This is a genomic window from Dyella kyungheensis, assembly GCF_016905005.1.
Taxonomy (GTDB): domain Bacteria; phylum Pseudomonadota; class Gammaproteobacteria; order Xanthomonadales; family Rhodanobacteraceae; genus Dyella; species Dyella kyungheensis.
In genome coordinates this window covers 349189-374223 of sequence record NZ_JADIKC010000003.1, presented here as the reverse complement: position 1 = coordinate 374223, position 25035 = coordinate 349189, and the positions used below count along the sequence as shown (strand labels likewise).

At 64.6% G+C, this 25035-nt stretch carries 30 protein-coding genes; 15 read left to right on the top strand and 15 right to left on the bottom strand.

Annotation, left to right across the window (positions count from 1 at the left end):
* Positions 1-38: 38 nt before the first annotated feature.
* From ISP20_RS06420 to ISP20_RS06400, 5 genes are all read left to right on the top strand, one after another.
* Positions 39-2081 carry an EAL domain-containing response regulator gene (locus ISP20_RS06420; protein WP_204635234.1) on the top strand — a complete coding sequence of 681 codons (2043 nt, stop codon included), beginning with the start codon at positions 39-41 and terminating at the stop codon, positions 2079-2081.
* 304 nt (positions 2082-2385) lie between these two features.
* Positions 2386-3333 carry a DUF6662 family protein gene (locus ISP20_RS06415; protein ID WP_204635233.1) on the top strand — a complete coding sequence of 316 codons (948 nt, stop codon included), beginning with the start codon at positions 2386-2388 and terminating at the stop codon, positions 3331-3333.
* 10 nt (positions 3334-3343) lie between these two features.
* Positions 3344-3877, top strand: a complete 534-nt coding sequence (locus ISP20_RS06410) for an FMN-binding protein (RefSeq protein WP_204635232.1) — start codon at positions 3344-3346, stop codon at positions 3875-3877.
* Complete coding sequence (locus ISP20_RS06405; RefSeq protein ID WP_204635231.1) at positions 3846-4736, top strand: FAD:protein FMN transferase; 891 nt, start codon at positions 3846-3848, stop codon at positions 4734-4736. Before ISP20_RS06410 ends, ISP20_RS06405 begins: the two co-directional genes overlap by 32 nt.
* Positions 4733-5185: a hypothetical protein gene (locus tag ISP20_RS06400; RefSeq protein ID WP_204635230.1), complete on the top strand. Its 453-nt coding sequence runs from the start codon at positions 4733-4735 to the stop codon at positions 5183-5185. Before ISP20_RS06405 ends, ISP20_RS06400 begins: the two co-directional genes overlap by 4 nt.
* Before the next feature lie 69 nt (positions 5186-5254).
* Here the strand turns inward: ISP20_RS06400 and rplS are convergent, their stop codons facing one another.
* The 5 genes from rplS to ffh form a co-directional block, all read right to left on the bottom strand.
* A complete protein-coding gene (rplS, locus tag ISP20_RS06395; protein ID WP_204635229.1) occupies positions 5255-5647 on the bottom strand; it encodes a 50S ribosomal protein L19 in 393 nt (130 codons plus the stop codon).
* A gap of 27 nt (positions 5648-5674) precedes the next feature.
* On the bottom strand, positions 5675-6442 hold the full coding sequence (gene trmD, locus ISP20_RS06390) for a tRNA (guanosine(37)-N1)-methyltransferase TrmD (protein WP_204635228.1): 768 nt from the start codon (positions 6440-6442) through the stop codon (positions 5675-5677).
* A gap of 33 nt (positions 6443-6475) precedes the next feature.
* Positions 6476-6991, bottom strand: coding sequence for a ribosome maturation factor RimM (gene rimM / locus ISP20_RS06385; protein ID WP_204635227.1), 516 nt, complete (start codon positions 6989-6991; stop codon positions 6476-6478).
* A 2-nt stretch (positions 6992-6993) separates the two neighbouring features.
* Positions 6994-7248: a 30S ribosomal protein S16 gene (rpsP, locus tag ISP20_RS06380; protein WP_109125566.1), complete on the bottom strand. Its 255-nt coding sequence runs from the start codon at positions 7246-7248 to the stop codon at positions 6994-6996.
* A 142-nt stretch (positions 7249-7390) separates the two neighbouring features.
* Positions 7391-8773, bottom strand: a complete 1383-nt coding sequence (ffh, locus tag ISP20_RS06375) for a signal recognition particle protein (RefSeq protein ID WP_204635226.1) — start codon at positions 8771-8773, stop codon at positions 7391-7393.
* Positions 8774-9039: 266 nt separating this feature from the next.
* On the opposite strand from ffh, the gene ISP20_RS06370 reads away from it, so the two are divergent.
* Genes ISP20_RS06370 through ISP20_RS06360 form a run of 3 tightly spaced genes read left to right on the top strand, consistent with a single transcriptional unit; the run spans position 9040 to position 11349 of the window.
* Positions 9040-9858 carry a cytochrome C assembly family protein gene (locus ISP20_RS06370; RefSeq protein ID WP_239535395.1) on the top strand — a complete coding sequence of 273 codons (819 nt, stop codon included), beginning with the start codon at positions 9040-9042 and terminating at the stop codon, positions 9856-9858.
* A 10-nt stretch (positions 9859-9868) separates the two neighbouring features.
* Entirely contained in the window at positions 9869-10729 is an 861-nt protein-coding gene (gene purU / locus ISP20_RS06365; protein ID WP_204635225.1) for a formyltetrahydrofolate deformylase, read from the top strand.
* 11 nt (positions 10730-10740) lie between these two features.
* The gene (locus ISP20_RS06360; protein WP_204635224.1) at positions 10741-11349 is read left to right on the top strand and encodes a glutathione S-transferase N-terminal domain-containing protein; all 609 of its coding nucleotides are present in this window, start codon (positions 10741-10743) and stop codon (positions 11347-11349) included.
* Positions 11350-11470: 121 nt separating this feature from the next.
* Here the strand turns inward: ISP20_RS06360 and radA are convergent, their stop codons facing one another.
* The 9 genes from radA to ISP20_RS06315 all read right to left on the bottom strand — a co-directional run bounded on the left by radA (position 11471) and on the right by ISP20_RS06315 (position 18234).
* Positions 11471-12853 (bottom strand): DNA repair protein RadA, encoded by a 1383-nt coding sequence (gene radA / locus ISP20_RS06355; RefSeq protein ID WP_204635223.1) that lies wholly within the window; start codon positions 12851-12853, stop codon positions 11471-11473.
* 105 nt (positions 12854-12958) lie between these two features.
* On the bottom strand, positions 12959-14047 hold the full coding sequence (gene alr / locus ISP20_RS06350) for an alanine racemase (protein WP_204635222.1): 1089 nt from the start codon (positions 14045-14047) through the stop codon (positions 12959-12961).
* Positions 14048-14250: 203 nt separating this feature from the next.
* Positions 14251-14466, bottom strand: a complete 216-nt coding sequence (locus ISP20_RS06345; protein WP_204635221.1) for an outer membrane protein assembly factor BamD — start codon at positions 14464-14466, stop codon at positions 14251-14253.
* Between the two features lie 10 nt (positions 14467-14476).
* Positions 14477-14629: a DUF3309 family protein gene (locus ISP20_RS06340; RefSeq protein WP_204635220.1), complete on the bottom strand. Its 153-nt coding sequence runs from the start codon at positions 14627-14629 to the stop codon at positions 14477-14479.
* Positions 14630-14780: 151 nt separating this feature from the next.
* Positions 14781-16208, bottom strand: coding sequence for a replicative DNA helicase (locus ISP20_RS06335; protein ID WP_204635219.1), 1428 nt, complete (start codon positions 16206-16208; stop codon positions 14781-14783).
* A gap of 287 nt (positions 16209-16495) precedes the next feature.
* Positions 16496-16945 (bottom strand): 50S ribosomal protein L9, encoded by a 450-nt coding sequence (gene rplI / locus ISP20_RS06330; RefSeq protein ID WP_204635218.1) that lies wholly within the window; start codon positions 16943-16945, stop codon positions 16496-16498.
* A 110-nt stretch (positions 16946-17055) separates the two neighbouring features.
* Positions 17056-17286, bottom strand: a complete 231-nt coding sequence (gene rpsR, locus ISP20_RS06325; RefSeq protein ID WP_017462785.1) for a 30S ribosomal protein S18 — start codon at positions 17284-17286, stop codon at positions 17056-17058.
* Between the two features lie 14 nt (positions 17287-17300).
* Complete coding sequence (gene rpsF, locus ISP20_RS06320) at positions 17301-17738, bottom strand: 30S ribosomal protein S6 (RefSeq protein ID WP_046972958.1); 438 nt, start codon at positions 17736-17738, stop codon at positions 17301-17303.
* 169 nt (positions 17739-17907) lie between these two features.
* Positions 17908-18234, bottom strand: a complete 327-nt coding sequence (locus ISP20_RS06315; RefSeq protein WP_121878538.1) for a HesB/IscA family protein — start codon at positions 18232-18234, stop codon at positions 17908-17910.
* 133 nt (positions 18235-18367) lie between these two features.
* Between ISP20_RS06315 and asnS the strand changes: the two genes are divergently transcribed.
* The 7 genes from asnS to ISP20_RS06280 all read left to right on the top strand — a co-directional run bounded on the left by asnS (position 18368) and on the right by ISP20_RS06280 (position 24500).
* Complete coding sequence (gene asnS, locus ISP20_RS06310) at positions 18368-19783, top strand: asparagine--tRNA ligase (protein ID WP_204635217.1); 1416 nt, start codon at positions 18368-18370, stop codon at positions 19781-19783.
* Positions 19784-19797: 14 nt separating this feature from the next.
* Entirely contained in the window at positions 19798-20685 is an 888-nt protein-coding gene (locus ISP20_RS06305) for a MalM family protein (RefSeq protein ID WP_204635216.1), read from the top strand.
* A 36-nt stretch (positions 20686-20721) separates the two neighbouring features.
* Positions 20722-21036, top strand: coding sequence for a hypothetical protein (locus tag ISP20_RS06300; RefSeq protein WP_204635215.1), 315 nt, complete (start codon positions 20722-20724; stop codon positions 21034-21036).
* A gap of 26 nt (positions 21037-21062) precedes the next feature.
* Entirely contained in the window at positions 21063-21848 is a 786-nt protein-coding gene (locus ISP20_RS06295) for an SDR family oxidoreductase (protein ID WP_204635214.1), read from the top strand.
* A gap of 100 nt (positions 21849-21948) precedes the next feature.
* The gene (locus tag ISP20_RS06290) at positions 21949-23400 is read left to right on the top strand and encodes an aldehyde dehydrogenase (protein ID WP_204635213.1); all 1452 of its coding nucleotides are present in this window, start codon (positions 21949-21951) and stop codon (positions 23398-23400) included.
* A 15-nt stretch (positions 23401-23415) separates the two neighbouring features.
* The gene (gene can / locus ISP20_RS06285) at positions 23416-24084 is read left to right on the top strand and encodes a carbonate dehydratase (RefSeq protein ID WP_204635212.1); all 669 of its coding nucleotides are present in this window, start codon (positions 23416-23418) and stop codon (positions 24082-24084) included.
* The gene (locus ISP20_RS06280) at positions 24081-24500 is read left to right on the top strand and encodes a RidA family protein (RefSeq protein ID WP_204635211.1); all 420 of its coding nucleotides are present in this window, start codon (positions 24081-24083) and stop codon (positions 24498-24500) included. The genes can and ISP20_RS06280 overlap by 4 nt, the downstream gene beginning before the upstream one ends.
* A gap of 264 nt (positions 24501-24764) precedes the next feature.
* Here ISP20_RS06280 and ISP20_RS06275 read toward each other — a convergent pair whose 3' ends face one another.
* The gene (locus ISP20_RS06275; protein ID WP_204635210.1) at positions 24765-25028 is read right to left on the bottom strand and encodes a hypothetical protein; all 264 of its coding nucleotides are present in this window, start codon (positions 25026-25028) and stop codon (positions 24765-24767) included.
* Positions 25029-25035: the final 7 nt, after the last annotated feature.

Below are 25035 nucleotides of genomic sequence, written 5' to 3'. Positions count from 1 at the left end.
CACCAGCAGCGGCGAACAACGGATAGCTCGACGAGCCCATGAAAACCGACCAGGTCATAAAGATCCTTTTCATCGAGAAGTCTGTCGAAGACGCGGAACAGATCATCAGCCTGCTGCGCAACAGCGGTATCGCCGTTCGACCGGCGCGCGCCACCAGCACCGAGCAAATCACCGCCGCACTCGACGAACTGGGACCGGACATCGTCCTGTTCGACCCTTCCGTGGGCACGCTCGAACTGCGCGAAGTGGCGCGCATGCTCGATGCGCACGGTCGCGACCTGTCGCTGATCGCGCTGGTGAGCCAGGTGGACAACGCCGCCATCACCGAGTTGTTCGTCAACGGCGCCCGCAGCGTGGCGTTGCGGCCGCAGCCCAAGCAATTGATGGCGGTGATCCAGCGCGAGTTCGACGCGCTCAACGCACGCCGCCAGCTGCGCCGGCTGGAAGCCGCGTTGCGCGAATCGGAGCGCCGCTGCGATGCGCTGCTCGATTCGTCCACCGACGCCATCGCCTATGTGCACGAAGGCATGCACGTACGCGCCAACCAGGCCTACCTGGACACCTTCGGCTATACCGAATTCGACGACCTGCTCGGCCTGCCCGTGCTGGACATGATCGGCGCTAACGACGCCGACGAATTCAAGAACACGCTCAAGGGCCTCTCCAAGGGCGAGAAGCCCAGTGGCGCCATCGAGCTGCAGGCGCGCCGCGCCGATGCCAGCACGTTCAAGGCCAGCGTGGAATTCGCCCACGCCACCTTCGAAGGCGAGTCCTGCCTGCAGGTGGTGTTCCGCCGCCAGATGGTGGACGCCAATGTCATCGAGCAGCTGCAGCGCGACCCGGTGACCGGACTGTTCAACCGTGCACGCATGCTCGAATGCATCGACGAAGCGGTGGCCGCGGCCACCCAGGGCACCAAGGGCCAATCGCTGCTGCTGATCGAGCCGGACAACTGGCAGACCATCGTGGCCGGCGTGGGCCTGGCCAAGGCCGACGAATTGCTGGCGGCCTTCGCCGCCCGCGTCGAGAGCCAGCTCACCGCCCAGGACACTGCCGGCCTGCTGGCCGAGCACACCGTGGGCGTGTTGCTGCACACGCGCAACGACGAAGGCATCAAACAGTGGATCGCCGGCCTGCAGCAGGCCATTGCCGGCGGCATCTTCGACCTGGGCTCGCGCTCGCTCACCATCACCTCCAGCATCGGCGGCAGCATGCTGGGCGAGCGCAACGCCAATACCGAACTGCTGCTCAACCAGGCCAGCCAGGCCCTGCGCAACGCGCAGAGCCAGGGCGGCAACCGCAGCGACCTGCACGATCCCGCCGCCCGCGAAAAGGCCGACGAGGAACGCGAGCGCTACTGGCTGGGCGTGATCAACCAGGCGCTGCTGCAGAACGAATTCGTGCTGTATCACCAGCAGACCATCAGCCTGCAGGATGCCGAAGGCGAGTTCTCCGAAATCCTGCTGCGCCTCAACGGCCCGCAAGGCGAAGTGCTGCCGGGCTTCTTCATGCCGATCGCCGAAAAGCACAACCTCACCCCGGCGATCGACCGCTGGGTGTTGAACCAGGCGATCGAACACCTGCGTGGCCGCGACCGCATGGGTTCGCCCACCACCTTCTTCGTCAAGCTCACCTCCGGCTCGCTGGAAGACAAGGAGCTGCTGCCCTGGCTGGACGAACGCCTCAAGCAGGCCGCGCTCAAGCACGGCCAGCTCGTGCTGGAAATGACCGAGAGCAAGGTGGTGACTGCGCTGCGTCCCGCGCAGGAATTCATCCAGGCGTGGCAGAAGATCGGCGGCCAGTTTGCGCTCGAACAGTTCGGCTCGGGCCTCAACTCGTTCCAGTTGCTCAACCACATCAATGCGGACTACCTCAAGATCGACCGCAGCTACATGGCCGACCTGCCGCAACAGCAGGAGAGCCAGAAGAAGGTGGCCGACATCTGCCGCCAGGCGCGCGAACTGAAGAAGCACACCATCGCCGAATGGGTGGAAGACGCCGCCAGCACATCGCTGCTGTTCGCCTGCGGCGTGGACTTCGTGCAGGGCAACTTCCTGCAGGAACCGCAGCGACTTGGCTGAGCCAGGCCGCCGAGCCGAGCCGAGCCGAGCCGAGCCCACTGTGGGAGCGCACCCTGTGCGCGACAACCTGACGGAGCGGCACGCTCACGCGTGGCTGTCGCGCACAGGGTGCGCTCCCACCGAGAAACCATCCGTCCTAACTGACCGCGTGCTGTCGGAATCGCCACGCGCCACGCTGCCTGCGCCAGGCGGCCACCTCATTCGTTGTAGCCAAAATCTGAAAGCCACTCCATCGCATTGACCGCTCCAAGCCTGCGGGAAAATGATTCGAATAAGAATCACTCTCGTTGACAAGGATGTCCCCATGCGCCTGTACCGCACTCCCCTTCGCACGGGAGTCCTCGCCGTCTGCGTGGCCGTGTCGCTGGCGCACGCGCCAGCCGGTACCGCCGGTGAAGCCGTGTTCGGCTACATCTACACCACCGACCTGCTGCCCAAGGGCAAGAGCGAATGGGAGCAGTGGATCACCGATCGCCGCGGCCAGGCCTATAGCCGCTTCGACGATTTCAAGCTGCGCACCGAGTACGAATACGGCATCACCGACAACCTGCAATTGGGCGGCTATCTCAACTACAGCTACCTGTGGGCGCGCGGCAACAGCGTGCGCCACGTGACCGAGGGCCTGGACGTGCCGTGGAACCACGACGCCGGCCAAAGCTATCGCGGCGCGCGATTCGATGGCGTCTCGGCGGAACTGGTGTGGCGCGTGCTCAGCCCGTTCAAGCATCCGATCGGACTGGCGTTCTACCTCGAGCCGGCATTCGGCTCGCGCGAACGAGGCCTGGAATTCCGCACCATCGTGCAGAAGAACCTGCTGGACGATCGCCTTGTGCTGGCGGCAAACCTGATGGTCGAAGCGGAGAAGGAACGCGGCAGCAACCTGGTCGATCCAGGCATGCCCGACGACATGCCCGACAGCAGCAGGCACAAGGCGACTTATGCGGAGATCGACCTTGGCGCCAGCTACCGTTTCGCATCCCATTGGTCGGCCGGACTGGAACTGCGCAACCACAACGAGTTCGACGGTTATTCGCTGGCGCACAGCCATCAGAACCACAGCGCGTTCTTTCTCGGCCCCAACCTGCACTACGGCGGCAAGCGCTGGTTCTTCACACTGAGCGCCCTGCGCCAAGTGCATGCGACCACCTACACCCGCCAGCAGGCCGACCAGATGCACAGCGGCATGCTGTTCGGCGACGAGCACACGCAGTGGGATGGGCTGCGCCTCAAAGTCGGCTATTCCTTCGAGTAGGCATACACGCATGGATCACCGTTTCCTTTTGTTGCCCGCCACGGCACTGATCTCGGTGGCGCCGTCCCTGCATGCCACCACTTATCTCACTGCCGACCAGGCGCGCGAACTGATGTTTCCGGGACGGAAATTCACCCACGAGGAAGTGCTGCTCACACCCGAGCAGGTGCGTGCGATCACGCAGGCATCCGGGATCAAACCCCTGTCGACCCGCCTGCAGCTATGGCGTGGCGCCGATGGCGAGCGCTTCATCGTCGACGAAGTGCTCGGGCGGCATGAGTTCATCACCTTCGCGTTGGGACTGGATGCCGCCGGCGCCGTCACGGATGTCGAAATCCTGCAGTACAACGAAAGCTATGGCAGCGAAATCCGTCTGGCCGCGTGGCGGGCGCAGTTCACCGGCAAACACGACGGCGCCCCGCTGAAGCTCGATCAGGACATCCAGAACATCTCGGCCGCCACGCTGTCGTGCAAACACATCACCGAAGGCGTGAAGCGCCTGCTCGCCACCGATGCCATCGTCCTTCGCCCCCGGTCCGCTTGAGCGCGCCCAGCCCTGGCTGGGTACCCGCGTGGCGATTCGCGTGGATCGCTGGTGGCCCGGTTGCGACGTGCAGGCAGCCGTCTCCGAGGCATTCAACGAGGTGGCCACGATCCACCACCTGATGAGCTTTCGGGCCGCCGATAGCGACGTGGCGCGTCTGAACCGCTCGGCTCATCGTCGAGCAGTGCCCATCGACCGGCGCACAATGGCGGTGATTCAAGCCGCCCAGATGCTGTCGCATGCATGCGACGGTGTCTTCGATGTGACGCTGGCTGGACGCTGGGTGGCGGCGGGCCTGTTGCCACCGCCGGCGGGCTCGCCGCCGGCCGACCCGACGGCAAGCTATCGCGACGTGCAGGTGGAAGACGATGGGGTTCGTTTCCTGAAGCCGCTATGGATCGACCTTGGCGGCATCGCCAAAGGCTTCGCCGCCGATAGCGCCGCGAGAGTGCTGCGTCTACACGGCGTATGGGAAGGCCGCGTGGATGCCGGCGGCGATCTGGTGACGATAGGGCCCGGGCCACACCGCATCGTGCTACGGGCGGGCGCCGGGTCGCCGGACACGGCAGCCGTGGTGGAAATCGGTGAAGGCGCGGTGGCGACCAGCAGTCATCGGGGCGATGTGCGCCGCCGCAACGGACTCGCCGCCATCGCCCATTGGCACGGGCAACAGCGCATGCCCTTGTCCTCCTCCTGCAGCGTCAGCGTGCTTGCAACGGAAGGCCTGCATGCCGATGCCTTGACCAAGGTCGTGCTGGCCTCGGGTTCGGCTGCACTGCCGCTGTTGGCCCACTACGGTGCGGTCGCCTATCGCCACGACGAGCTTGGCGGCTGGCATCCGCTGCAGGCCAGCGCATGAACGCCGTCCCATCGCGCAGCCCGCTGCGATTGTCCGCACGCCGCCGACGCTTCTGCTACGGAGTCGGGCTCGGTCTATGGTTGAGCGGCGCGGGCTGGCTGCTTTTCCACTACGGCCTGCAGCAACAAGGCTCGTTTGGTCCCCAACCGCACCCGCTGGAGATCTGGTGGCTGCGCGTGCATGGCGCCTTCGCCTTCGCTACCTTATGGGCGTTCGGCATGACCTGGAGCGCACATATCGTGGGCGGCTGGCAGACCCTGCGTCAGCGCTGGTCCGGTGGCGCCGGTGTCGGCATGCTGCTGGTGCAGATACTCAGCGGCTATCTGATCTATTACCTGGTCGACGACGCCTGGCACGACAAGGTGGCGCTGATGCACTGGATGATCGGATTGACACTGCCCGCGGTCATTGCGACGCACATCGTGAGAGGCCGGCGGCCGCGGCGCTAGCCGGTCACACAAACAAAAACCCCGCGGATCGCTCCGCGGGGTTTCGTCGATTCGAAAGAGGCGCCGGAATTACTCGGCGGCAGCCTTCTTCTTTGCGGCCTTGGCGGCGGAGACAGCAGCCACGTCTTCCTTGATGCGGGCAGCCTTGCCTTCCAGGTTGCGCAGGTAGTAAAGCTTGGCGCCACGCACCTTGCCCTTGCGCTTCACTTCCAGCGAGTCGATGGCCGGGCTGTGCGCCTGGAACACGCGCTCCACGCCGGTGCCGTGCGAGATCTTGCGCACGGTGAAGGCCGAATGCAGGCCGCGGCTGCGCTTGGCGATGACCACACCCTCGAACGCCTGAACGCGCTCGCGGTTGCCTTCCTTCACCTTCACGTTGACCACCACGGTGTCACCAGGGCCGAATTCCGGCAGCTGGCGGGTGATCTGCTCGGCTTCGAACTGTTCGATGATCTTGTTCATGGCAACACCTGTCTAATTTCTGCGCCCTTAATGGGCCGTATCGTCGTGCCGCGTCTGCTGAGCATGCTCGCGGCGGAATTCGTCCAACAGCGCTCGGGATTGTGCATCCAGCGCGCGCTGCGCCAAAAGATCGGGACGCCGCAACCAGGTCCGTCCCAGCGATTGCTTCAGGCGCCAGCGACGTATGGCCGCGTGGTCGCCGGAGAGCAATACGTCCGGCACGTCTCCCAGTGCGTCATGCACCGGCTTTGCATAGTGCGGGCAATCCAGCAGTCCGTCCGAAAACGAATCCTGCTGCGCCGACTGCGCGTCATTCAACGCACCGTCCTGCAAGCGGCCCACGGCATCGATGATCACCGCGGCGCCAAGCTCACCGCCGGACAGCACATAATCGCCGATAGAAAGCTCTTCGTCGACCTCGTGCGCCAGCAGACGCTCGTCCACACCTTCGTAACGCCCGCAGAGCAAGGCGATGCGCGGCATCTTGGCCAGCGCTTCCACCCGACCCTGCGTCAACCTCGCGCCTTGCGGGCTGAGGTAGATCACATGCACCGGTTCCGGTGCGGCCTCGCGCACGGCCTTCAAGGCATCGCGCAAAGGCTGAATCAGCATCACCATGCCGGGTCCGCCGCCACAGGTGCGGCCGTCCACGGTGCGGTAATTGTCGGTGGCGAAGTCGCGCGGGTTCCAGGTTTCCACCTGCAGCAGCTCACGCTGCTGGGCCCGCCCCACCACGCCAACGGCAGCACACTGACGCATGAAGTCGGGAAACAACGTGACGACATCGATGCGCATGATCCTCAACCCTTGATGCAGCGCGTGGCGCGCTCAGAATTCAGGATCCCAGTCCACCACCATGCGCCCGTCGGACAAGTCCACCGAACGCACATAAGATCCCTGGATGAAAGGCACCAGCCGCTCGCGCGTACCGTCCTTCACCACCACGACGTCGTTGGCGCCGGTTGCGAAGAGATGACTCACTCGCCCCAGTGCCACGCCTTCCGTGGTGACGACCTCGAGACCTTCGAGATCGACCCAGTAGTACTCATCCTTGCCAGGAGGCGGCAACAGCTCGCGGGAGACGTAAATGTCCTGCCCCACCAACGCTGCTGCCGTATCCCGGTCGTCGACTCCAGGGAATTGGGCGACCAGCCCTTTGCCCTGCGGACGACCTTTGATTCCTGCGATCTCCTTTTCCGCACCCGGCGCCGAACTCAGCAGCCAAGGTTGGTACGTGAAGATCTTCGTGCGGGGCTCAGTCCAGGATTCGATCTTGAGCCAGCCCTGCACGCCGTACAGCCCGACGATGCGTCCCACCAGGACGCGCCGACCGGCTGCCGTCATACTCAGGCAGCCTGCTGCTTGCCGGCTTCCTTGACCAGGGCGGCGACCTTGTCGGTCAGCTGCGCACCCTTGCCCACCCACTCCTGCACGCGGGCAACGTTCAGCTCAAGGCGCTTGTCCTTGCCCGAAGCAACGGGGTTGTAGAAACCGACGTTCTCAATGCTGCGACCGTCGCGCTTGTTGCGCTGATCGGTGACAACGATGTGGTAGAACGGACGGCCCTTGGCGCCGCCGCGCGAAAGACGAATCTTGACCATAAGTAAAAGCTCCAGAGTTGCCGGGATGCCGGCAGCACGCACTCAGCGGTGCGCGGTGAACGCGACATTTTAATGAAATTTGGGGAAAAAGGAAGAGCTGACAGGCAAATCCGGCCAGATGGATCGACCGGACCGCCTAGTCTCAGCGCATCGGGGGCAAACCGCCACCCATGCCGCCCATCCCCTTCATGGCGCCGCGCATCTGGCGCAGCAGACCCTTGCTGCCGCCCTTGGATAGCTTGGACATCATTTTTTCCATCTGCATGTACTGCTTGAGCAGACGGTTCACGTCAGCCGGCTGCGTGCCCGAGCCGCGCGCCACGCGGGCACGGCGCGAACCGTTCAACAGATCCGGATGACGGCGTTCTTTCTTGGTCATCGACTGGATGATCGCGACCATGCGCTTGATCTCACCGTCGTTGACCTTGGATTTGACGCTATCGGGCAGGCCCGACACGCCCGGCAGCTTGTCCATCAGGCCGGCCAGGCCGCCCATGTTGGACATCTGCTCGAGCTGGTCGCGCATGTCGTTGAGATCGAAGCGCTTGCCCTTGATGACCTTCTCGGCGAGCTTCTGCGCCTTCTCCTGGTCGACCTTGCGCTCCACTTCCTCGACCAGCGACAGCACGTCGCCCATGCCGAGGATGCGCTGCGCGACGCGGTCCGGATGGAACGGTTCCAGCGCATCGGTCTTCTCGCCGGCGCCGAGGAACTTGATCGGGCGGCCGGTGATATAGCGTACCGACAGCGCGGCGCCGCCACGGGCATCGCCGTCGGTCTTGGTGAGCACCACGCCGGTGAGCGGCAGCGCCTCGGCAAAGGCCTTGGCGGTGGTGGCTGCGTCCTGGCCGGTCATGGAGTCGACCACGAACAGCGTTTCGACGGGGGTGATCGCGGCGTGGAGCGCCTTGATCTCGGCCATCATCGCCTCGTCCACGTGCAGGCGGCCGGCGGTATCGACCAGCAGCACGTCAACCACTTCGCGGCGCGCCGCGGCAATCGCGGCCTTGGCGATGTCGACCGGGTTCTGGCCCGCCTCGGACGGGAAGAACTTCACGCCGACCTGCTCGGCCAGCGTGCGCAACTGCTCGATGGCGGCCGGACGATAGACGTCACAGCTCACCACCATCACCTTCTTCTTTTTACGCTCGGTGAGGAAACGCGCGAGCTTGGCCACCGTGGTGGTCTTACCGGCACCCTGCAGGCCTGCCATCAGCACCACGGCCGGCGGCTGCTGGGCAAGATTGAGCTCGGTGTTGGCGGTGCCCATCAACGCGGTCAGCTCGTCGCTGACCACCTTCACCAGCGCCTGGCCCGGCGACAGGCTCTTCATCACTTCCTGGCCGACCGCACGCACCTTCACGCGCTCGATCAACGCCTGCACCACCGGCAGGGCCACGTCGGCCTCCAGCAGGGCAATGCGCACCTCACGCAGCGATTCGCGGATGTTTTCCTCCGTCAGGCGACCACGGCCGCGCAGGCGGTTGACGGTGGCGGAGAGGCGTTGGCTGAGGGACTCGAACATGGATCAGGCCGGTAGGCGGAAAGACGGCGATTATAGCTGGTGAAGGCGGTCGCTGCTGGATCGTAACGCCGGCCGCTGGGCGGCCTGTGAAGCCGCTCGCGGCGCTCGCTGTTAGTGGTGAATAGTGAACAGCGCCGAAGCCGACGGTCATCTCCCCAGCTCTTTCCATTGACCATTTACAGCTAGCGCAGCGAGCGGCTTCACAGGCCGCCCAGCGGCCGGCTTCACGCCCCCACAAACCCCGTCTTCCCCCCATTGAGCCGCCCATGCCACACTCGCCCGCTATGGCTGCCATCGTCCTCTTTGCCCTGCTCGCCGTCGTGCTTTACCTCGTCGCCGCGACGGCTCTGGCCCGCCCGCTGCTCGGTGGCGGGCAGCCGCTGAACCGTTCCGCGCTGGTGCTGGCGGGCGCTGCCGTGTTGATTCATGCGGGCACCCTGCTGAGTGCGCATCGCGGCTCGCTGGACCTGCATTTCTTCTCCGCGCTGTCCTTGATGGCCTGCGTGGTTTCCGCGCTGACGCTGGTGGTGAACATCTGGCGACCGGTGGCGGGACTGGGCGTCATCGTGTTTCCGCTGACCGCGCTGCTGCTTGCGCTGGACACGTTCGCGGCGCCCGCCACGGCGCCGCTACCGCTGGAGTGGCAGATCAAGCTGCACGTCACCGTGGCGCTGCTGGCCTTCAGCGTGCTCTCGATCGCCGCTGCCCTGGCCATCCTGCTCGCGGTGCAGGAGCGCGCGCTACGCCATCGCCAGGTGGGCTCCTGGATGCGCGCGCTACCGCCGCTGACGCTGACGGAAACGCTGATGTTCCGGCTGATCGGCGCCGGTTTCCTGCTGCTCACGCTCACCCTGCTCACCGGTATCCTGTTCGTGGACAACCTGTTCGGCCAGCACCTGATCCACAAGACGGTGCTGTCGATCATCGCGTGGCTGGTGTTCGGCACCCTGCTCATCGGCCGCTGGCGGCATGGCTGGCGGGGCCGCAGCGCCGTCAATCTCACCCTGGTGGGCATGGGCGTATTGCTGCTTGCCTTCTTCGGCACCAAGGCGGTGCTCGAACTCATCCTCCATCGCACGCCATGAAGCGCATGCCATGATCATTCCCGGCCAGTTCGTCCTGACACTTTCCTGTCCCGACCGTGCTGGCATCGTGGCGGCGGTATCGAACCACCTTGCCGCACAGGGCGGCAACATCATCGAGGCGCAGCAGTTTGGCGATGCCGAAACCGGCCGCTTCTTCATGCGCCTGGTGTTCGAAGATGCCGAGCGCGACTTCGCGGCGCTCGAGCAGGGCCTGGAGGGTTTCGCCAAGTCGCTGGCCATGCAGTGGACTCTGCGCAACCGGGCGCAGCGCCGGCGCGTGATGCTGCTCGTGTCGAAGTTCGATCACTGCCTCGCGGACATCCTCTACCGCTGGCGCATTGGCGAGCTGCCGATGGATATCGCGGGCGTCATCGCCAACCATCCGCGCGAAACCTATCGCCATCTCGACCTGGATGGCGTTCCCTTCCACTACCTGCCCGTCGACAAGAACAGCCGGGCCGAGCAGGAAGGCGTGCTGGACGCACTGATCGAACAATCCGGCACGGACCTGGTGGTGCTCGCGCGCTACATGCAGATCCTCTCCAGCGAGCTGACGCGCAAACTGGCCGGTCGCTGCATCAACATCCACCACTCGTTTCTGCCGGGCTTCAAGGGCGCGCGCCCCTATCACCAGGCCTACCGCCGCGGCGTCAAGCTGATTGGCGCCACCGCGCATTTCGTCACGGCCGAGCTGGACGAAGGTCCGATCATCGAGCAGGACATCGAGCGCGTCACCCATGCCGATACGCCGGAAGACCTGATCCGCATCGGCCGCGACATCGAACGCCGCGTACTTGCGCGCACCCTGCGCCTCTACCTCGACGATCGCGTGCTGCTCAACGGCGGCAAGACCGTCGTCTTCCATTCCTGACGGAGGTTCTCGTGGAACTGATCGGCATGCTCGATTCACCCTACGTGCGTCGAACCGCGATTTCACTGCGACTGCTGGGCATCCCTTTCACGCATCGCTCGATGTCGGTGTTCCGGCATTTCGATGAGTTCCAGCGCATCAACCCGCTGGTGAAGGCGCCCACGCTGGTGCTGGACGATGGCGGCATGCTCACCGAGTCCGGACTGATCATCGAGTGGGCCCAGGCGCAAAGTGATCGCGCGGCACTGATGCCCACGGATGCAGCGGACCGACAACGCGCACTTCGACTCACCGGCATCGCCCTCGCAGCCAGCGAAAAAGCCGTGCAGATCGTCTACGAAGACAAACGCGATGCGGACAAGCGCGACGAAGGCTGGATGAAACGCGTCAAAGGCCAGTTGCATGCGGCCCATGATTTGCTCGAACGCGAACTGCGTGGAGTCGATGGCTGGATTTTTGGAAGCTCGCCGAGCCAGGCCGATGTAACCATCGCCGTCGCCTGGGGCTTTACCCAATTGGTGGCGGCCGATGTGATCGATGCGAAGGCTTATCCGCAATTGGCGGCGTTTTCAGCGCGCGCCGAACTGCATCCGGATTTTGCGGCGCTGCCGCCCGTATAAGGCGACAGATCTACTGTGGGAGCGCACCCTGTGCGCGACAAACCTACGAAGCCGTGCACCCAAGCGGGGCTGTCGCGCACAGGATGCGCTCCCACAAAAAAACGCGCTGCGGCTGGCGGGTTCAGCGGCAGGCGTCGATCGCTTCCGACAAGCGTTCCACTGCGACAATTTCCATGTCGCCGACTTTCGACTTCTTCGGCGCATTCGCCTTCGGCACAATCGCCTTCTGAAACCCGTGATGCGCCGCCTCTTTCAAGCGCTCATCACCATTGGGCACCGGCCGGATCTCGCCCGACAAACCCACCTCGCCAAACGCGACAGTCTTCTCCGGCAACGGACGATCACGCAGCGACGAGAGCACGGCCAGCAGCACCGGCAAATCGGCTGCGGTCTCCTGCACGCGAATGCCGCCGACCACGTTGACGAACACGTCCTGGTCGTACGCGGCCACGCCGCCATGTCGATGCAGCACGGCCAGGAGCATGGCGAGGCGATTCTGCTCCAGGCCCAAGGCAACGCGGCGCGGATTGCCCAGCGAGGACTGATCCACCAGCGCCTGCACTTCCACCAGCAAGGGCCGCGTGCCTTCGCGCGTCACCATCACTGCACTGCCCGAGGTCGGGCCGCTATGGGCCGAGAGGAAAATCGCCGAAGGATTGGGCACTTCGCGCAGGCCCTTCTCCGACATCGCGAACACGCCCAGCTCGTTCACCGCGCCGAAGCGATTCTTGAAGGCGCGCAGCACACGGAAGCGGCTGCCCGATTCGCCTTCGAAATAAAGCACCGCATCCACCATGTGTTCGAGCACGCGCGGGCCGGCAATGCCGCCTTCTTTCGTCACATGACCGACCAGGAACACCGAGGTGCCGGTTTCCTTGGCGAAGCGCGTGAGCTTGGCCGCCGATTCGCGCACCTGGCTGACCGAGCCCGGCGCCGCGGTAAGCAATTCCGTCCAGATGGTCTGGATGGAGTCGATCACCAGCACGCGCGGGCGGGTGCTCAGCGCCTGTTCGATGATGCGTTCGATGCAGGTTTCCGCCAGCGCATGCAGCGGCGCCAGCGGCAGATCCAGTCGCTGCGCGCGCGAGGCCACCTGGCCCAGCGATTCCTCGCCTGTCACATACACGCTGGGAATCCGCGCGCCCAGCGTTCCCAGCATCTGCAGCAGCAGGGTCGATTTGCCGATGCCCGGATCGCCGCCGATCAGCACCACCGAACCGTCCACCAGACCGCCGCCCAGCACGCGGTCCAGTTCGCCGATGCCGGTGAGCGTGCGGGTCTCCGCATCGGTTGCCACGGCGGTCAGCGGCGTCACCTTGGGCGAACCGGCCGCGGCGCCTGCGTAGCCGGTGGTGCTGCGTGCCGCACCGGCGGATTTCACGGCGGGCTGCACCACGATTTCGCTCAGCGTGTTCCACACACCGCAGTCCACGCATTGGCCCTGCCACTTGGAATGCTCCGCGCCGCAGTCGGTGCAGACATAGGCGGTCTTGGCTTTGGCCATGCTTGGGTTCCTGATCGGGTGCGCGAGCGAATGGCCCAGCTTAGCGGGCCGGCATCGCATACCGCGAGACATTCAGCCGTGGTGGGTTGAGCGCGTTCGGCTCGCTCAGTCTTCGTCTTCCACGAACAGCACGCGCTTGGTCATGCCGCAGGTCAGGTCGTAGGAGATCGTGCCCGCCTGGGCGGCGATGCGTTCCACCGGCAACTCCGGTCCCCACAGCGTGACGCGGTCGCCCACTTTCGCCTGGGGTGCGTCGCGAAGATCGAGCGTGATCAGATCCATCGACACGCGGCCAATCAGCGGCACCTGACGATCGCCCACCCGCACCGGGGTGCCGGCCACCGCGCTGCGCGGATAGCCATCGCCGTAGCCCACGGCAGCCACACCGACAGGCATGTCTTCGGGGCAGGTCCAGGTACCGTTGTAACCGATGCGCTCACCCTTGCCGATGCGATTGACGGCGATCAATCGCGTGCTCAGCGTCATCGCCGGACGGAAGCCGAAATCGGCGCCGGTCTTGCCGTCGACGACGGACAGGCCATACAGCAAGCCGCCCGTACGCACCCAGTCGCCGCGGGCTTCGGTCCAGCCCAGCAGCGCCGCCGAGTTCGACAACGAGCGCGGCCCCTGCAACGAGTGTGTCGCCTCGTTGAAACGGAGGATCTGCGCGGGCGTTTCGCTACCGTCGAACACTTCGGATTCGGCGAAGTGGGTGAGCAGTCCGATCTCCGGATCGATACCGGGCATCGCGGCCAGTTGTCCGTGGACGAACGCGACGCTTTCCGGCGCAAAGCCCAGGCGATGCATGCCGCTGTCCACCTTCAGCCAGACGCGCAACGAACCGCGCGATGGCGACGCTTCCTTCAACCAGTGCAGTTGTTCTTCATGATGGATGGCGGCATCGAGATTCAGCCGCTGCATCTCGGCGATGTCGCTGGCGCGATCCGGACCGGACAACACCACGATGCGCTGCCGATGGCCAGCCGCGCGCAAACGCAATCCATCGCCCAGGGCGGCCACCGCAAATGCATCCGCCTCGCCGTCAAGTGCACGAGCCACGCGTTCCAGCCCATGTCCGTAGGCGTCGGCCTTGACCACCGCCATGACCTTGGCAGGCGCAGCCAGCTGCTTGATGCGGGCCAGGTTGTGGCGCAGGGCGCCCAGATGGATGGTGGCAACGGTGGTGCGGCTCATGCGGGCCTGGCGCCCGGCGTAGGCGCGGTGAGGAAGGTGGAAAAGATGGGCCGGTTGGCCTCGGACAGGGCTGGAAGCTTACCAGCCTTGGCCGCGGCCATCCGGCCCGACGCGCCCAACCTAACCTTCCAGCCCGGCGCTCCCGGGGCGCTCCCGTGGCATTCCCCGGGCAATGGCTACCCTCACCGATAGCCCTACCCAACTCAGTGCGTATCGCGCGAATTGCAACGTTCGATGGCCACGCGACGCGCCTTGTCGTATTCGTGCTGACTCATCGCACCGGAAGCCAGCGCGTCCTGCAGGTCGGTCATCTGCTTGCCGCAGGTGTCGGTGTTCTGCACCACGCGAGTCGTACTGCCGCAACCGGCCAGGGCCAGGCATACGACGATCAGCGACGCGGGAATGATGGTTCGTTTCATGGCATCGTCCTCAGATAACACCCAGTACCAGCAAGACGATCAGGATGATCAGCACCAGGCCCAGTCCACCGCTGGGGCCATAACCCCAGCTGCGGCTATACGGCCAGGACGGCAGCGCGCCGAGCAGAAGCAACACGACGATGAGTAGAAGAATGAGCGACATGTGTTGTGCCTCGTTCGGGAAAACCGGTAACGAGGTTGCGCTGGATGATGTGAATCCCGTACGGGATTCGTGTGCACTCCGCGCATAGGGACACGGCGGTACAGGTGCCGTTCCTGTAACGAAACGGCACCTGTACGCGTTGGGTGCAGGGTTACTCGAATGCGCCGACGAAGGAATCGGGCGCGTAGTTCTCGAACTTGGTGTAGTGACCGAGGAAGGTGAGCTTCACCGTATCCGTCGGACCGTTACGCTGCTTGCCGATGATGATTTCGGCCAGGCCTTTGTCCGGCGATTCCTTGTTGTAGTACTCGTCGCGGTAAATGAACATGATCACGTCCGCGTCCTGTTCGATAGCGCCCGATTCGCGCAGGTCGGACATCATCGGACGCTTGTCGGCGCGCTGTTCCAGCGAGCGGTTCAACTGCGACAGGGCAATTACCGGGCAGTTGAGTTCCTTGGCGAGACCCTTGAGCGAGCGCGAGATTTCCGAGATTTCGGTCGCGCGGTTTTCCTTCATGCCGGGCACCTGCATCAGCTGCAGGTAGTCGATCACGATCAGGCCCAGGCCGCCATGCTCGCGATGCAGGCGGCGCGAACGCGAACGCAGTTCGACCGGCGACAGACCGGGCGTGTCATCGATGAAGATCTTCGCCTCGGACAGCAAGGCGATGGCATTGGTGACGCGCGGCCAGTCTTCCTCGGCGAGGTCGCCGTTGCGCAGATGCTGCGCGTGGATGCGGCCGACCGAGGAAATCATACGGAAGGCCAACTGCGAGGCGGACATTTCCATCGAGAAAATGGCCACCGCCTTCTTGCCGCGCATCGCCGCTGCTTCGGCGATATTCACCGAGAACGCCGTCTTGCCCATCGAAGGGCGCGCCGCGACGATGATCAGGTCGGACGGTTGCAGGCCCGAGGTGAGTTCGTCCAGGTCGGAGAAGCCGGTGGAGATACCGGTGAGCTGGCCCTTGTTCTCGAAGCGCTCGGAGAGGATGCGGAACGCGTCCTTCACCGCCTCGCGCATCGACACGGTGTCCTTCTTGCCGCGCGCACCGGACTCGGCGATCTTGAAGACCGCCTGCTCGGCGCGCTCCAGCACTTCCTGCACGCCCATGCCATCGGGCTGGTAGCCGTCCTCGGTGATGCCGGTGCCGGCGTCGATCAGCTGGCGCAGTACCGACTTCTCGCGCACGATCTCCGCATAGGCGGCAATGTTCGCGGCGCTCGGCGTGGTATTGGCCAGTTCGATCAGGTAGGCAGCGCCACCGACCATGTCGGCCAGGCCGTTGGCCTCGAACCAGTCGCCCAAGGTCACCGCGTCGCACGGCATGCCCTTGCCCGCCAGCTCGGTGATGGCGCGCCAGATCAGGCGGTGGTCCTTGCGGTAGAAATCCTGCTCGGCGAGGCGGTCGGCCACCTTGTCCAGCGAATCGGGCGACAGCATGAGGCCGCCCAGCACCGCTTGTTCCGCGTCGATCGAATTCGGCGGTACGCGCAGCGCGTCGATGTTGGACAGGGGTTTGCGCTCGGAACGACCGCGGCGCTCAGGGCGGTCGGAACGATCGGAAACGAAGGACATCGCGATTCCTCGCAGCGAAAGGCTGCATTGCCGGCGGCGGACGTTGGCTACAGAGCATACGCGGCGCCATCTCAGGCGACGAGACGTTAACCTGTGGAAATCTGTGGATAAGTCGGGATTTTCTGTGGATGGATGGCAGAGCGGCAAAGGGTGAATGGTAAAAGTGAAGAGAGAGCGGGAGCGTCGGCGCGTGGCTCTCTCCTTTTACTCTTCACTATTAACCCTTCACCAAAACAAACGGGCGCCAGCGGCGCCCGTTTGTTTCATCCCAAAGGGATCGAAGCGGCTTACTTTTCGCCGACCACGATCACCTTGATCTGGGTCTGCACGTCGGCGTGCAGCGCGATCACCACGTCGAATTCGCCGGTGTGACGGATCGGGCCTTCGCCCTGGATCACTTCGCCCTTGTGCACTTCATGACCGGCGGCCGCGAGGGCCTCGGAGATTTCGCGCGGACCGACCGAGCCGTACAGCTTGCCTTCCGGACTGGCGTTGGCGGCGATGGTCACCGTGACGCCTTCCAGCTTGGCCTTGCGGCCTTCGGCGCCGGACAGCTGCGAGGCAGCCTTGGCTTCGTACTCGGCGCGGCGCTTCTCGAAAGCTTCGAGGTTGGCGGCGTTGACCGGCACGGCCTTGCCCTGCGGCAGCAGGTAGTTACGGCCATAACCCGGCTTCACGCTGACCTTGTCGCCAAGGTTGCCGAGGTTGCGGACTTTTTCGAGAAGAATCAGTTCCATGATGGTTCCTTTTCGTTAGCACCGGTGTGGCCCGGCGCAGCCTGGACGGTTGTCCGAAGGGGTTCATTTTGCTCCCTCTCCCCGGAGGGGAGAGGAAGCTGGAGCACGACTTAGACGTCGTGGTTATCCGTGTACGGCAGCAGAGCCAGGAAGCGAGCGCGCTTGATCGCGGTCGCCAGCTGACGCTGGTAGCGAGCCTTGGTGCCGGTGATGCGCGACGGAACGATCTTGCCGTTCTCGGTCACGTACTGGCGCAGGGTGTTGAGATCCTTGTAATCGATCTCTTTGACTTTTTCGGCCGTGAAGCGGCAGAACTTGCGGCGGCGGAAGAACTTAGACATGTCTTGGCTCCTGATCAGTCGTCGCTGTCGCGATCGTTGTCGCGGTCTTCACGGTCACGGCGTGCCGGACGCTCATCACCGTCGCTGTCGTCATCGCGGCGACGCGAGGACTTGGCATCATCCTTTTCCTTGGACTTCAGGATGAAGGACTGCTCGGTATCGGCTTCGTCACGGCGAACCACCAGGTGGCGCAGCACGGCGTCGTTGAAGCGGAAGCCCGACTCGAGCTCGTTCAGCGCGTTCTGGCTCACTTCGATGTTGAGCATGACGTAGTGAGCCTTGGCCAGGTTCACGATGGGATACGCCAGCTGGCGGCGGCCCCAGTCTTCCAGGCGGTGGATCTTGCCGCCGTCGGTCTCGATCAGCGCCTTGTAGCGCTCGATCATCGCCGGAACCTGCTCGCTCTGGTCAGGGTGGACCAGAAACACGACTTCGTAATGTCGCAGGGACATCGTGTGGTAACTCCTTGTGGATGCGGCCCTTTCAGGCCTGGCAGCCTCCCGCACTATGCGGTGAGGCAAGGTTCCATCCATGCCTTGACGGCTTGGACAGAAGCGGAAGTGTAAGGGATTTCAGGGATTTGGGGCAAGCAGATGACGACTTGCCTGCGCGCGAGGCGTCTCAGCCGACGGTGAAACTCTCGCCACAACCGCATTCGCCGGTGGCGTTGGGGTTGTGGAAGACGAAGCTGGCGTTGAGGCCCTGGCGCTGGAAGTCGATCACGGTGCCGTCGATCAGCGGCATGCTCTTGCCGTCGACGATCAGTTTCACGCCGTCCACTTCCACCGTCTCATCGCCCTCGCCCACCACCTGGGCCAGGTCGACCACGTAGCCGAAACCGGAGCAGCCGGTCTTCTTCACGCCAAAGCGCACCCCGGCGGCACTGGGCGTGCCGGCAAGGAAGGAGCGCATGCGTTCGCTGGCGGCGGGCGTGATGGTGATGGTCATGGGCGCTGCAACTACCGGAAGGAGAGATTGTCCGAAATCAGACGTTAAGGGTCGAACCTGAACGACCCGTCGTTTATGATACAGGGTTCGTCTTACGTGCCGATATGCGGCACTCAGCAGGAGTTTCAATCCAATGACGGCGGTTAGCCCGATTCTATCGAGCGTGAAGCAGGCTCTTTCCGGCAGCATCGTTGCCGGCAGCACCGTGACCGTGCGCGGCTGGGTCCGCACCCGGCGCGATTCCAAGGCGGGCCTGTCGTTCGTCAATGTGAGCGATGGCTCCTGCTTCGACCCCATCCAGGCCGTGGTCACCAGCGAGGTGTCCAACTACGAGAGCGAGGTGAAGCACCTCACCGCCGGCGCGGGTGTGATCGTCACTGGCACCCTGGTCGCTTCGCAGGGCAAGGGCCAGAGCTTCGAGATCCAGGCGACGGACGTCATCGTCACCGGTTTCGTCGACGATCCGGAAACCTATCCGATCCAGCCCAAGCAGCACTCGATGGAATTCCTGCGCGAAGTGGCCCACCTGCGCCCGCGCACCAATCTGTTCGGCGCCGTGACCCGCGTGCGCCACACGATGATGACGGCGATCCACCGCTGGCTCACCGAGCAGGGCTTCTTCTGGATCAATACGCCGATCATCACCACCTCCGATGCGGAAGGCGCCGGCGACATGTTCCGTCTGTCCACCCTGGACCTGGCCAACCTGCCGCGCACGCCGGATGGCAAGATCGATTTCCGCAAGGATTTCTTCGGCCGCGAAGCCTTCCTGACTGTGTCCGGCCAGCTCAACGTCGAGGCTTACTGCCTGGCGATGAGCAAGGTCTACACCTTCGGCCCGACCTTCCGCGCCGAGAACTCCAACACGCCGCGCCACCTGGCCGAGTTCTGGATGGTGGAACCGGAAATCGCCTTCGCCGACCTCAACGCCAACGCCGACTGCGCCGAAGGTTTCCTCAAGGCGATCTTCAAGGCCGTGCTGGACGAGCGTCAGGACGACATGGCGTTCTTCGCCGAGCGCGTGCAGCCCGATGCGATCAGCCGTCTGGAAGCCTTTATTGCCGAACCGTTCGAGCGCATCGATTACACCGAGGCGGTCGAGATCCTGAAGAAGTCCGGGCAGAAGTTCGAATTCCCGGTCGCCTGGGGCATCGACCTGCAGACCGAGCACGAGCGCTATCTCGCCGAGAAGCACGTCGGCCGCCCGGTGGTGGTGATGAACTACCCCGAGCAGATCAAGGCGTTCTACATGCGCCTCAACGACGACGGCAAGACCGTCGCCGCAATGGACGTGCTCGCCCCGGGCATCGGCGAGATCATCGGCGGTGCGCAGCGCGAAGAGCGCCTGGACTATCTCGACCGCCGCATGCAGCAATTCGGTCTCGATCCCGCCACGTACGGCTGGTACCGTGACCTGCGCCGTTACGGCACCGTGCCGCACGCGGGCTTCGGCCTGGGCTTCGAACGCCTGCTGGTGTACGTGTGCGGCCTTTCCAACATCCGCGATGCCATCCCCTTCCCGCGTGCGGCGGGGACGGCCGAATTCTGATCGACGGTTCCCTCATGCGCTCTCGACTGATCACTGCCACTGCCCTGCTCGCGCTCACCGTGCTGGTGAGCGGCTGCCACAGCGTGAAAGATCTGGTGCCGCCCAATTTTCGCGCGCCGGAGACCTCCGATGCCGGCCTCAAGCAGGCGAAGGACGCTTTGCAGCAGGCCACGCCCTGCTGCACCACCTTTGCGGACTTCTCCTACCAGGATGCCCTGCCCTGGCAGCCGAAGAAATTCGCCCTGGGCCCCGGCAGCATGGTGGTCAATCTCAACGGCGACCGCAGTTACTTCCTCAGCTTCAGCCTGCCGCGCGAATCGCAGGTGCCGTATCGCGTGGCGGTGAAATCGGAATTGAACGGGCGCTGGTTGCGCGCCAGCTACCTGTTCGCGCCCACGGTGGTGGTGCTGGATGACGCCTTCCAGCCGATCGCCAGCAAGGACGTGAGCCTGTGCGAACACATGGGCTGGACCGATGCCACCACCGGCGCGTTCGGCAGCGTGGACATCACCGACAAGCGCGCGCGCTATCTGGTGCTGTACAGCTCGGCCAAGCAGCAGTCCAGCAGCACCTACTGGGAACAGTCGCCGGCCGCGTTCTCGGCCGAGGCCCCGGTGAAGATGGCGGCGGCCGGTTCGTTCAAGGTGCCGCACGGCCCGGACGGCACGGTGTGGATCGGCATGATGGACAAGACCTATCAGGACGCCGTGAACAACGCCATCTGCGCCAAGCCCGAACAGGGCAATGGCGTGTTGAGCACGCTGCGCGAAGCGATTCCGCTGCCGGGCCTGGGCAACGATGCCGGCAAGTCCGACGCGACCAAGGCCACGCCCACGCCCACCCCCACGAATTCCAGCAACAACGACACCACGCCGGCGGCGAACACTTCAGCCAAGGGCTGAGTTCGCGCCGGGGTCGTTACCCACTACAGGCACGGCATGCTGCAAATCTACCTTTCGCTTCTTCTCGCCGGCGTGGCCTGCTTCCTGCTGCATTTCGGCTCGCAGTACCGCATTGCTTCGCTGCTGCGCCGCCGGCATCCGAACGAGTGGAAGATCATCGCCGAGGCCGACGGCAAGCCGACCAACGCGATCCGCACCTGGATTCGCCTGCAGCTGGCCCTGCGTTCGCCGGTGCTCCCTGCGCTGGAAGACAAAGCCGTCACGCGCTGGCGCCTGACTTGGCGCTACAGTCTGTGGGCGGCCTGGTTGTGCTGGTTCGGCGCGCTCGCTGTGCAGTACACCGCCCGCTAGTTCCAACGCCATTCGAGGAGCGTGTCATGCAGCTGGATTTGAGCGGACGTCACGCGTTGGTATGCGGCGCGTCGCAGGGCATCGGGCGCGCCAGCGCCATCGAGCTGGCCGAACTGGGCGCCAGCGTCACCCTGCTCTCCCGCTCGGCCGATGTACTGAAGACCGTGGCGGATGCGCTCCCGCGCAAGCATGGCCAGCAACATCGCTGGTTTGCGGTGGACATGCTGCAGACCGACCGCCTGCGCGAGGCGCTGGCGGATATCGTGGCGGACCATCCGCTGGAAATCCTGATCAACAACACCGGCGGACCGCCGGGCGGCCCCGCCCACACGGCGACCGAGGAAGCGTTCGAAACGGCGTTCCGCCAGCACCTGCTGGCCGGACAGGTAATGGTGCAGGCGCTGCTGCCGGGCATGCGCGCCAGCAGTTATGGCCGCATCGTCAACGTCATTTCCACCTCGGTGAAGGAACCCATCGCCGGCCTGGGCGTATCCAACACCGTGCGCGGGGCAGTGGCCAGCTGGGCCAAGACGCTTTCCGGCGAACTGGCGGCCGACGGCATCACCGTCAACAACGTGTTGCCCGGCTACACGCGCACCGCACGGCTGGACAGCCTGCTGGCCGCCCAGGAGAGCAGCGGCCGCAGCGCGGACGAGATCGCCAAGGGCATGCTCGCCACCGTGCCCGCGCGCCGTTTCGGCGACGCGGCCGAGGTCGCTGCCGTGATTGCCTTCCTCTGCACGCCGGCTGCCGCGTACGTCAACGGGGTCAGCATCGCGGTGGATGGCGGGCGCACTCGTTCGTTGAGCTGATTCCAAGGTTGGCTCCTACAGAAAGACCACGCCCCCGAGACACTCACGCATACGCCCGCGTCCGGTGCAATTGGCGGCCCCAGGCCTTAAGCTTGCGCAGATGCCTACCTTGCGCCTCGCCAACCTGATCGACGGCCGCCTTCAGGCGCCGCGTCTTGATCGCTGGCTGGACGTGTTCGAGCCGGCCACGGGCCAGGTCTTCGCACACTGTCCCGACTCCACTGCCGATGACGTTGCCGATGCCGTCGCCGCCGCGCACCGCGCCGCCGCAAGCTGGGCCGCCACGCCAGCCGAGCAGCGAGCCAACCTGTTGCACCGCCTGGCCAACCTGGTCGAAGCGCGCATGGACGAGTTCGTGGCGCTGGAATCGCGTGACAGCGGCAAACCGCTGAGCCAGGCGCGCAGCCTCGATATTCCCCGTGCCGTCTCCAACCTGCGTTTCTTCGCGTCCGCCATCATGGGCTGGAGCAGCGAGTCGCACGCGATGGAAACCGGCGCCATCAACTACACGCTGCGCCAGCCGCTCGGCGTGGTCGGTTGCATCAGTCCGTGGAACCTGCCGCTGTACCTGTTCACCTGGAAAATCGCGCCGGCGCTGGCCGCGGGCAATACGGTGGTGGCCAAGCCTTCGGAGATCACGCCCTGCACGGCGGCGCTGCTCGGCGAACTGAGCATCGAGGCAGGCTTCCCGCCGGGCGTGTTCAACATCGTGCAGGGGCGTGGCCCCAGCGTGGGACAGGCCATCGTGGAGCACACGGTGGTCAAGGCCGTGTCCTTCACCGGCAGCACGCGCACCGGCGCACAGATCGCCGCCGTTGCCGCGCCGCAGTTCAAGAAGGTGTCGCTGGAACTGGGCGGCAAGAACCCCGCCGTAGTGTTCGAAGACGCTGACCTGAGCGACGCCAATCTCGACACCATCGTGCGTTCGGGCTTCGCCAACCAGGGCGAGATCTGCCTGTGCGGTTCGCGCCTGCTGGTCCAGCGATCCATCTACGACAGCTTCCGCGAGCGTTATCTCACCCGCGTGCAAGCGTTGCGCGTGGGCGACCCGAACGAACGCGGCAGCGATCTCGGCGCCCTGGTTTCGCGCGAACACTTCGACAAGGTGATGGGCTGCATCGCCACCGCGCGCGACGAAGGCGGCCGCATCCTCTGCGGCGGCGAGTCGGTGAAGGTGGAAGGCCGTTGCGCCGACGGCTGGTTCATCGCACCCACGGTGATCGAAGGACTGGGCAACGACGCCGCCACCAACCAGCAGGAAATTTTCGGACCGGTGGTCACGCTGATACCGTTCGACGACGAAGCCGAAGCGCTGGCCATCGCCAACGGCACCGGCTACGGCCTCGCCGCCTCGGTGTGGACGCGCGACCTGTCGCGCGCGCACCGTTTCGGCGCGCAACTGGATTTCGGCATCGTGTGGACCAACTGCTGGCTGCTGCGCGACCTGCGCACGCCGTTCGGCGGCAGCAAACAATCAGGCCTCGGACGCGAGGGCGGTACGGAAGCGCTGCGCTTCTTCACCGAGGCCAAGAACATCTGCATTCGCTATTGAAGTGAGAACGCCATCGTGAAAAGTCCCCTGCAGAATCTGCTCGACAGCAACCGCCAGTGGTCCGCTGCCATGGTCGAACAGGACCCGCGCTTCTTTGAGCGTCTTGCCCAGCAGCAGGCGCCGAAGTATCTGTGGATCGGCTGCTCCGATTCGCGCGTGCCGGCCACCCAGATCGTGGATCTGCCGCCGGGCGACATCTTCGTGCAGCGCAATGTCGCCAACGTGGTGTCGCACACCGACCTCAACTGCCTGAGCACCATCCAGTTCGCGGTCGACGTGCTCAAGGTCGAGCACATCCTGGTGGTGGGACACTACGGTTGCGGCGGCGTGCAGGCAGTGCTCGATGATCGACGCCTAGGCCTGGTCGACAACTGGCTGCGCCATGTCGGCGACGTCGCGCAAAAGCACAAGCAGCTGCTCACCTCGATCGACCTGATGAATCTTCGCAATGCCCGCCTATGCGAACTCAATGCAATGGAACAGGTGGTCAACGTCTGCCACACCACCATGGTGATGGACGCCTGGGAGCGCGGCCAGAAGCTCTCCGTGCACGCGTGGTGCTACAGCCTGTTCGACGGACACGTGAACGACCTGGGCATGCACGTGAGTTCGCGCGAAGGTCTGAAGCCCGCCTACGAGCACGCCATGCAGCGCCTGGGCACGATTCCCGAGTTCAATCGATGAGCGACGTCGTCCGCACCGAGCAGGCACCGGCGCCGGTGGGCGCGTATCCGCATGCGCGGCGCGTGGGCGAGCTGCTGTTCCTGTCCGGTGTCGGGCCACGCATGCCGGGCAACAACGCGATTCCCGGCAACATGTACGACGATCACGGCACGCTGCTGAGCTACGACATCGAGGCACAATGCCGGCAGGTGTTCGCCAACGTGCGCGCCGTGCTCGAAGCGAGCGGTGCACGTTGGGAAGACCTGGTGGACGTGACGGTATTTCTCACCGACATGGCGCGCGATTTCTCGGCGTACAACAAGCTTTACGCGGAATATTTCGCCGGCGTCGACGCCTGCCGCACAACGCTGGGCATTACCGCTTTGCCCACGCCGATCGCCATCGAACTGAAGTGCATCGCCGCACCAAAGGCCTAGAAGCCTGCTGAAAATCTTGCTTCGCCGGCCGTCTCATTTGCCGTCATTCCGGCGCAGGCCGGAATCCAGTAGCGAACACGTTGGATTGTCGCGACCTCGGACCATGTTCCGCTTGTAGACCTCACGAAAACCGGAGACCGAAGGCACTGGATTCCGGCCTGCGCCGGAATGACGGTGAGGAGACGATGGGCAAACGGACAAGATCGCAACGCGTACAAAAAAAAGCCCCGGCAGCGACTGCCGGGGCTTTTTCTCAAGAAACGCTTAGTGACTGGCTTCAGTCTGCGGCAGCGTCGACTTGGCCGTACGCTTGGCGGACTTGCTGCCCTTGGGCTTGGGCTGGCCGTTGTTGTCTTTGTTCTTCTTGTGCTTGTGCGACGAGCTGGCCGCCGGAGCCGGCGTGGCCGACGCAGGTTTGGCGGCAGCGGGTGCAGCAGGCGCAGGCTGCGGGGCTGCGTCCTGAGCCAGGAGGGAACCGGTGAAAGCCATACCCGCTACGAGCAGGGAAGCGATCGCGAACTTGCGCATGATGATG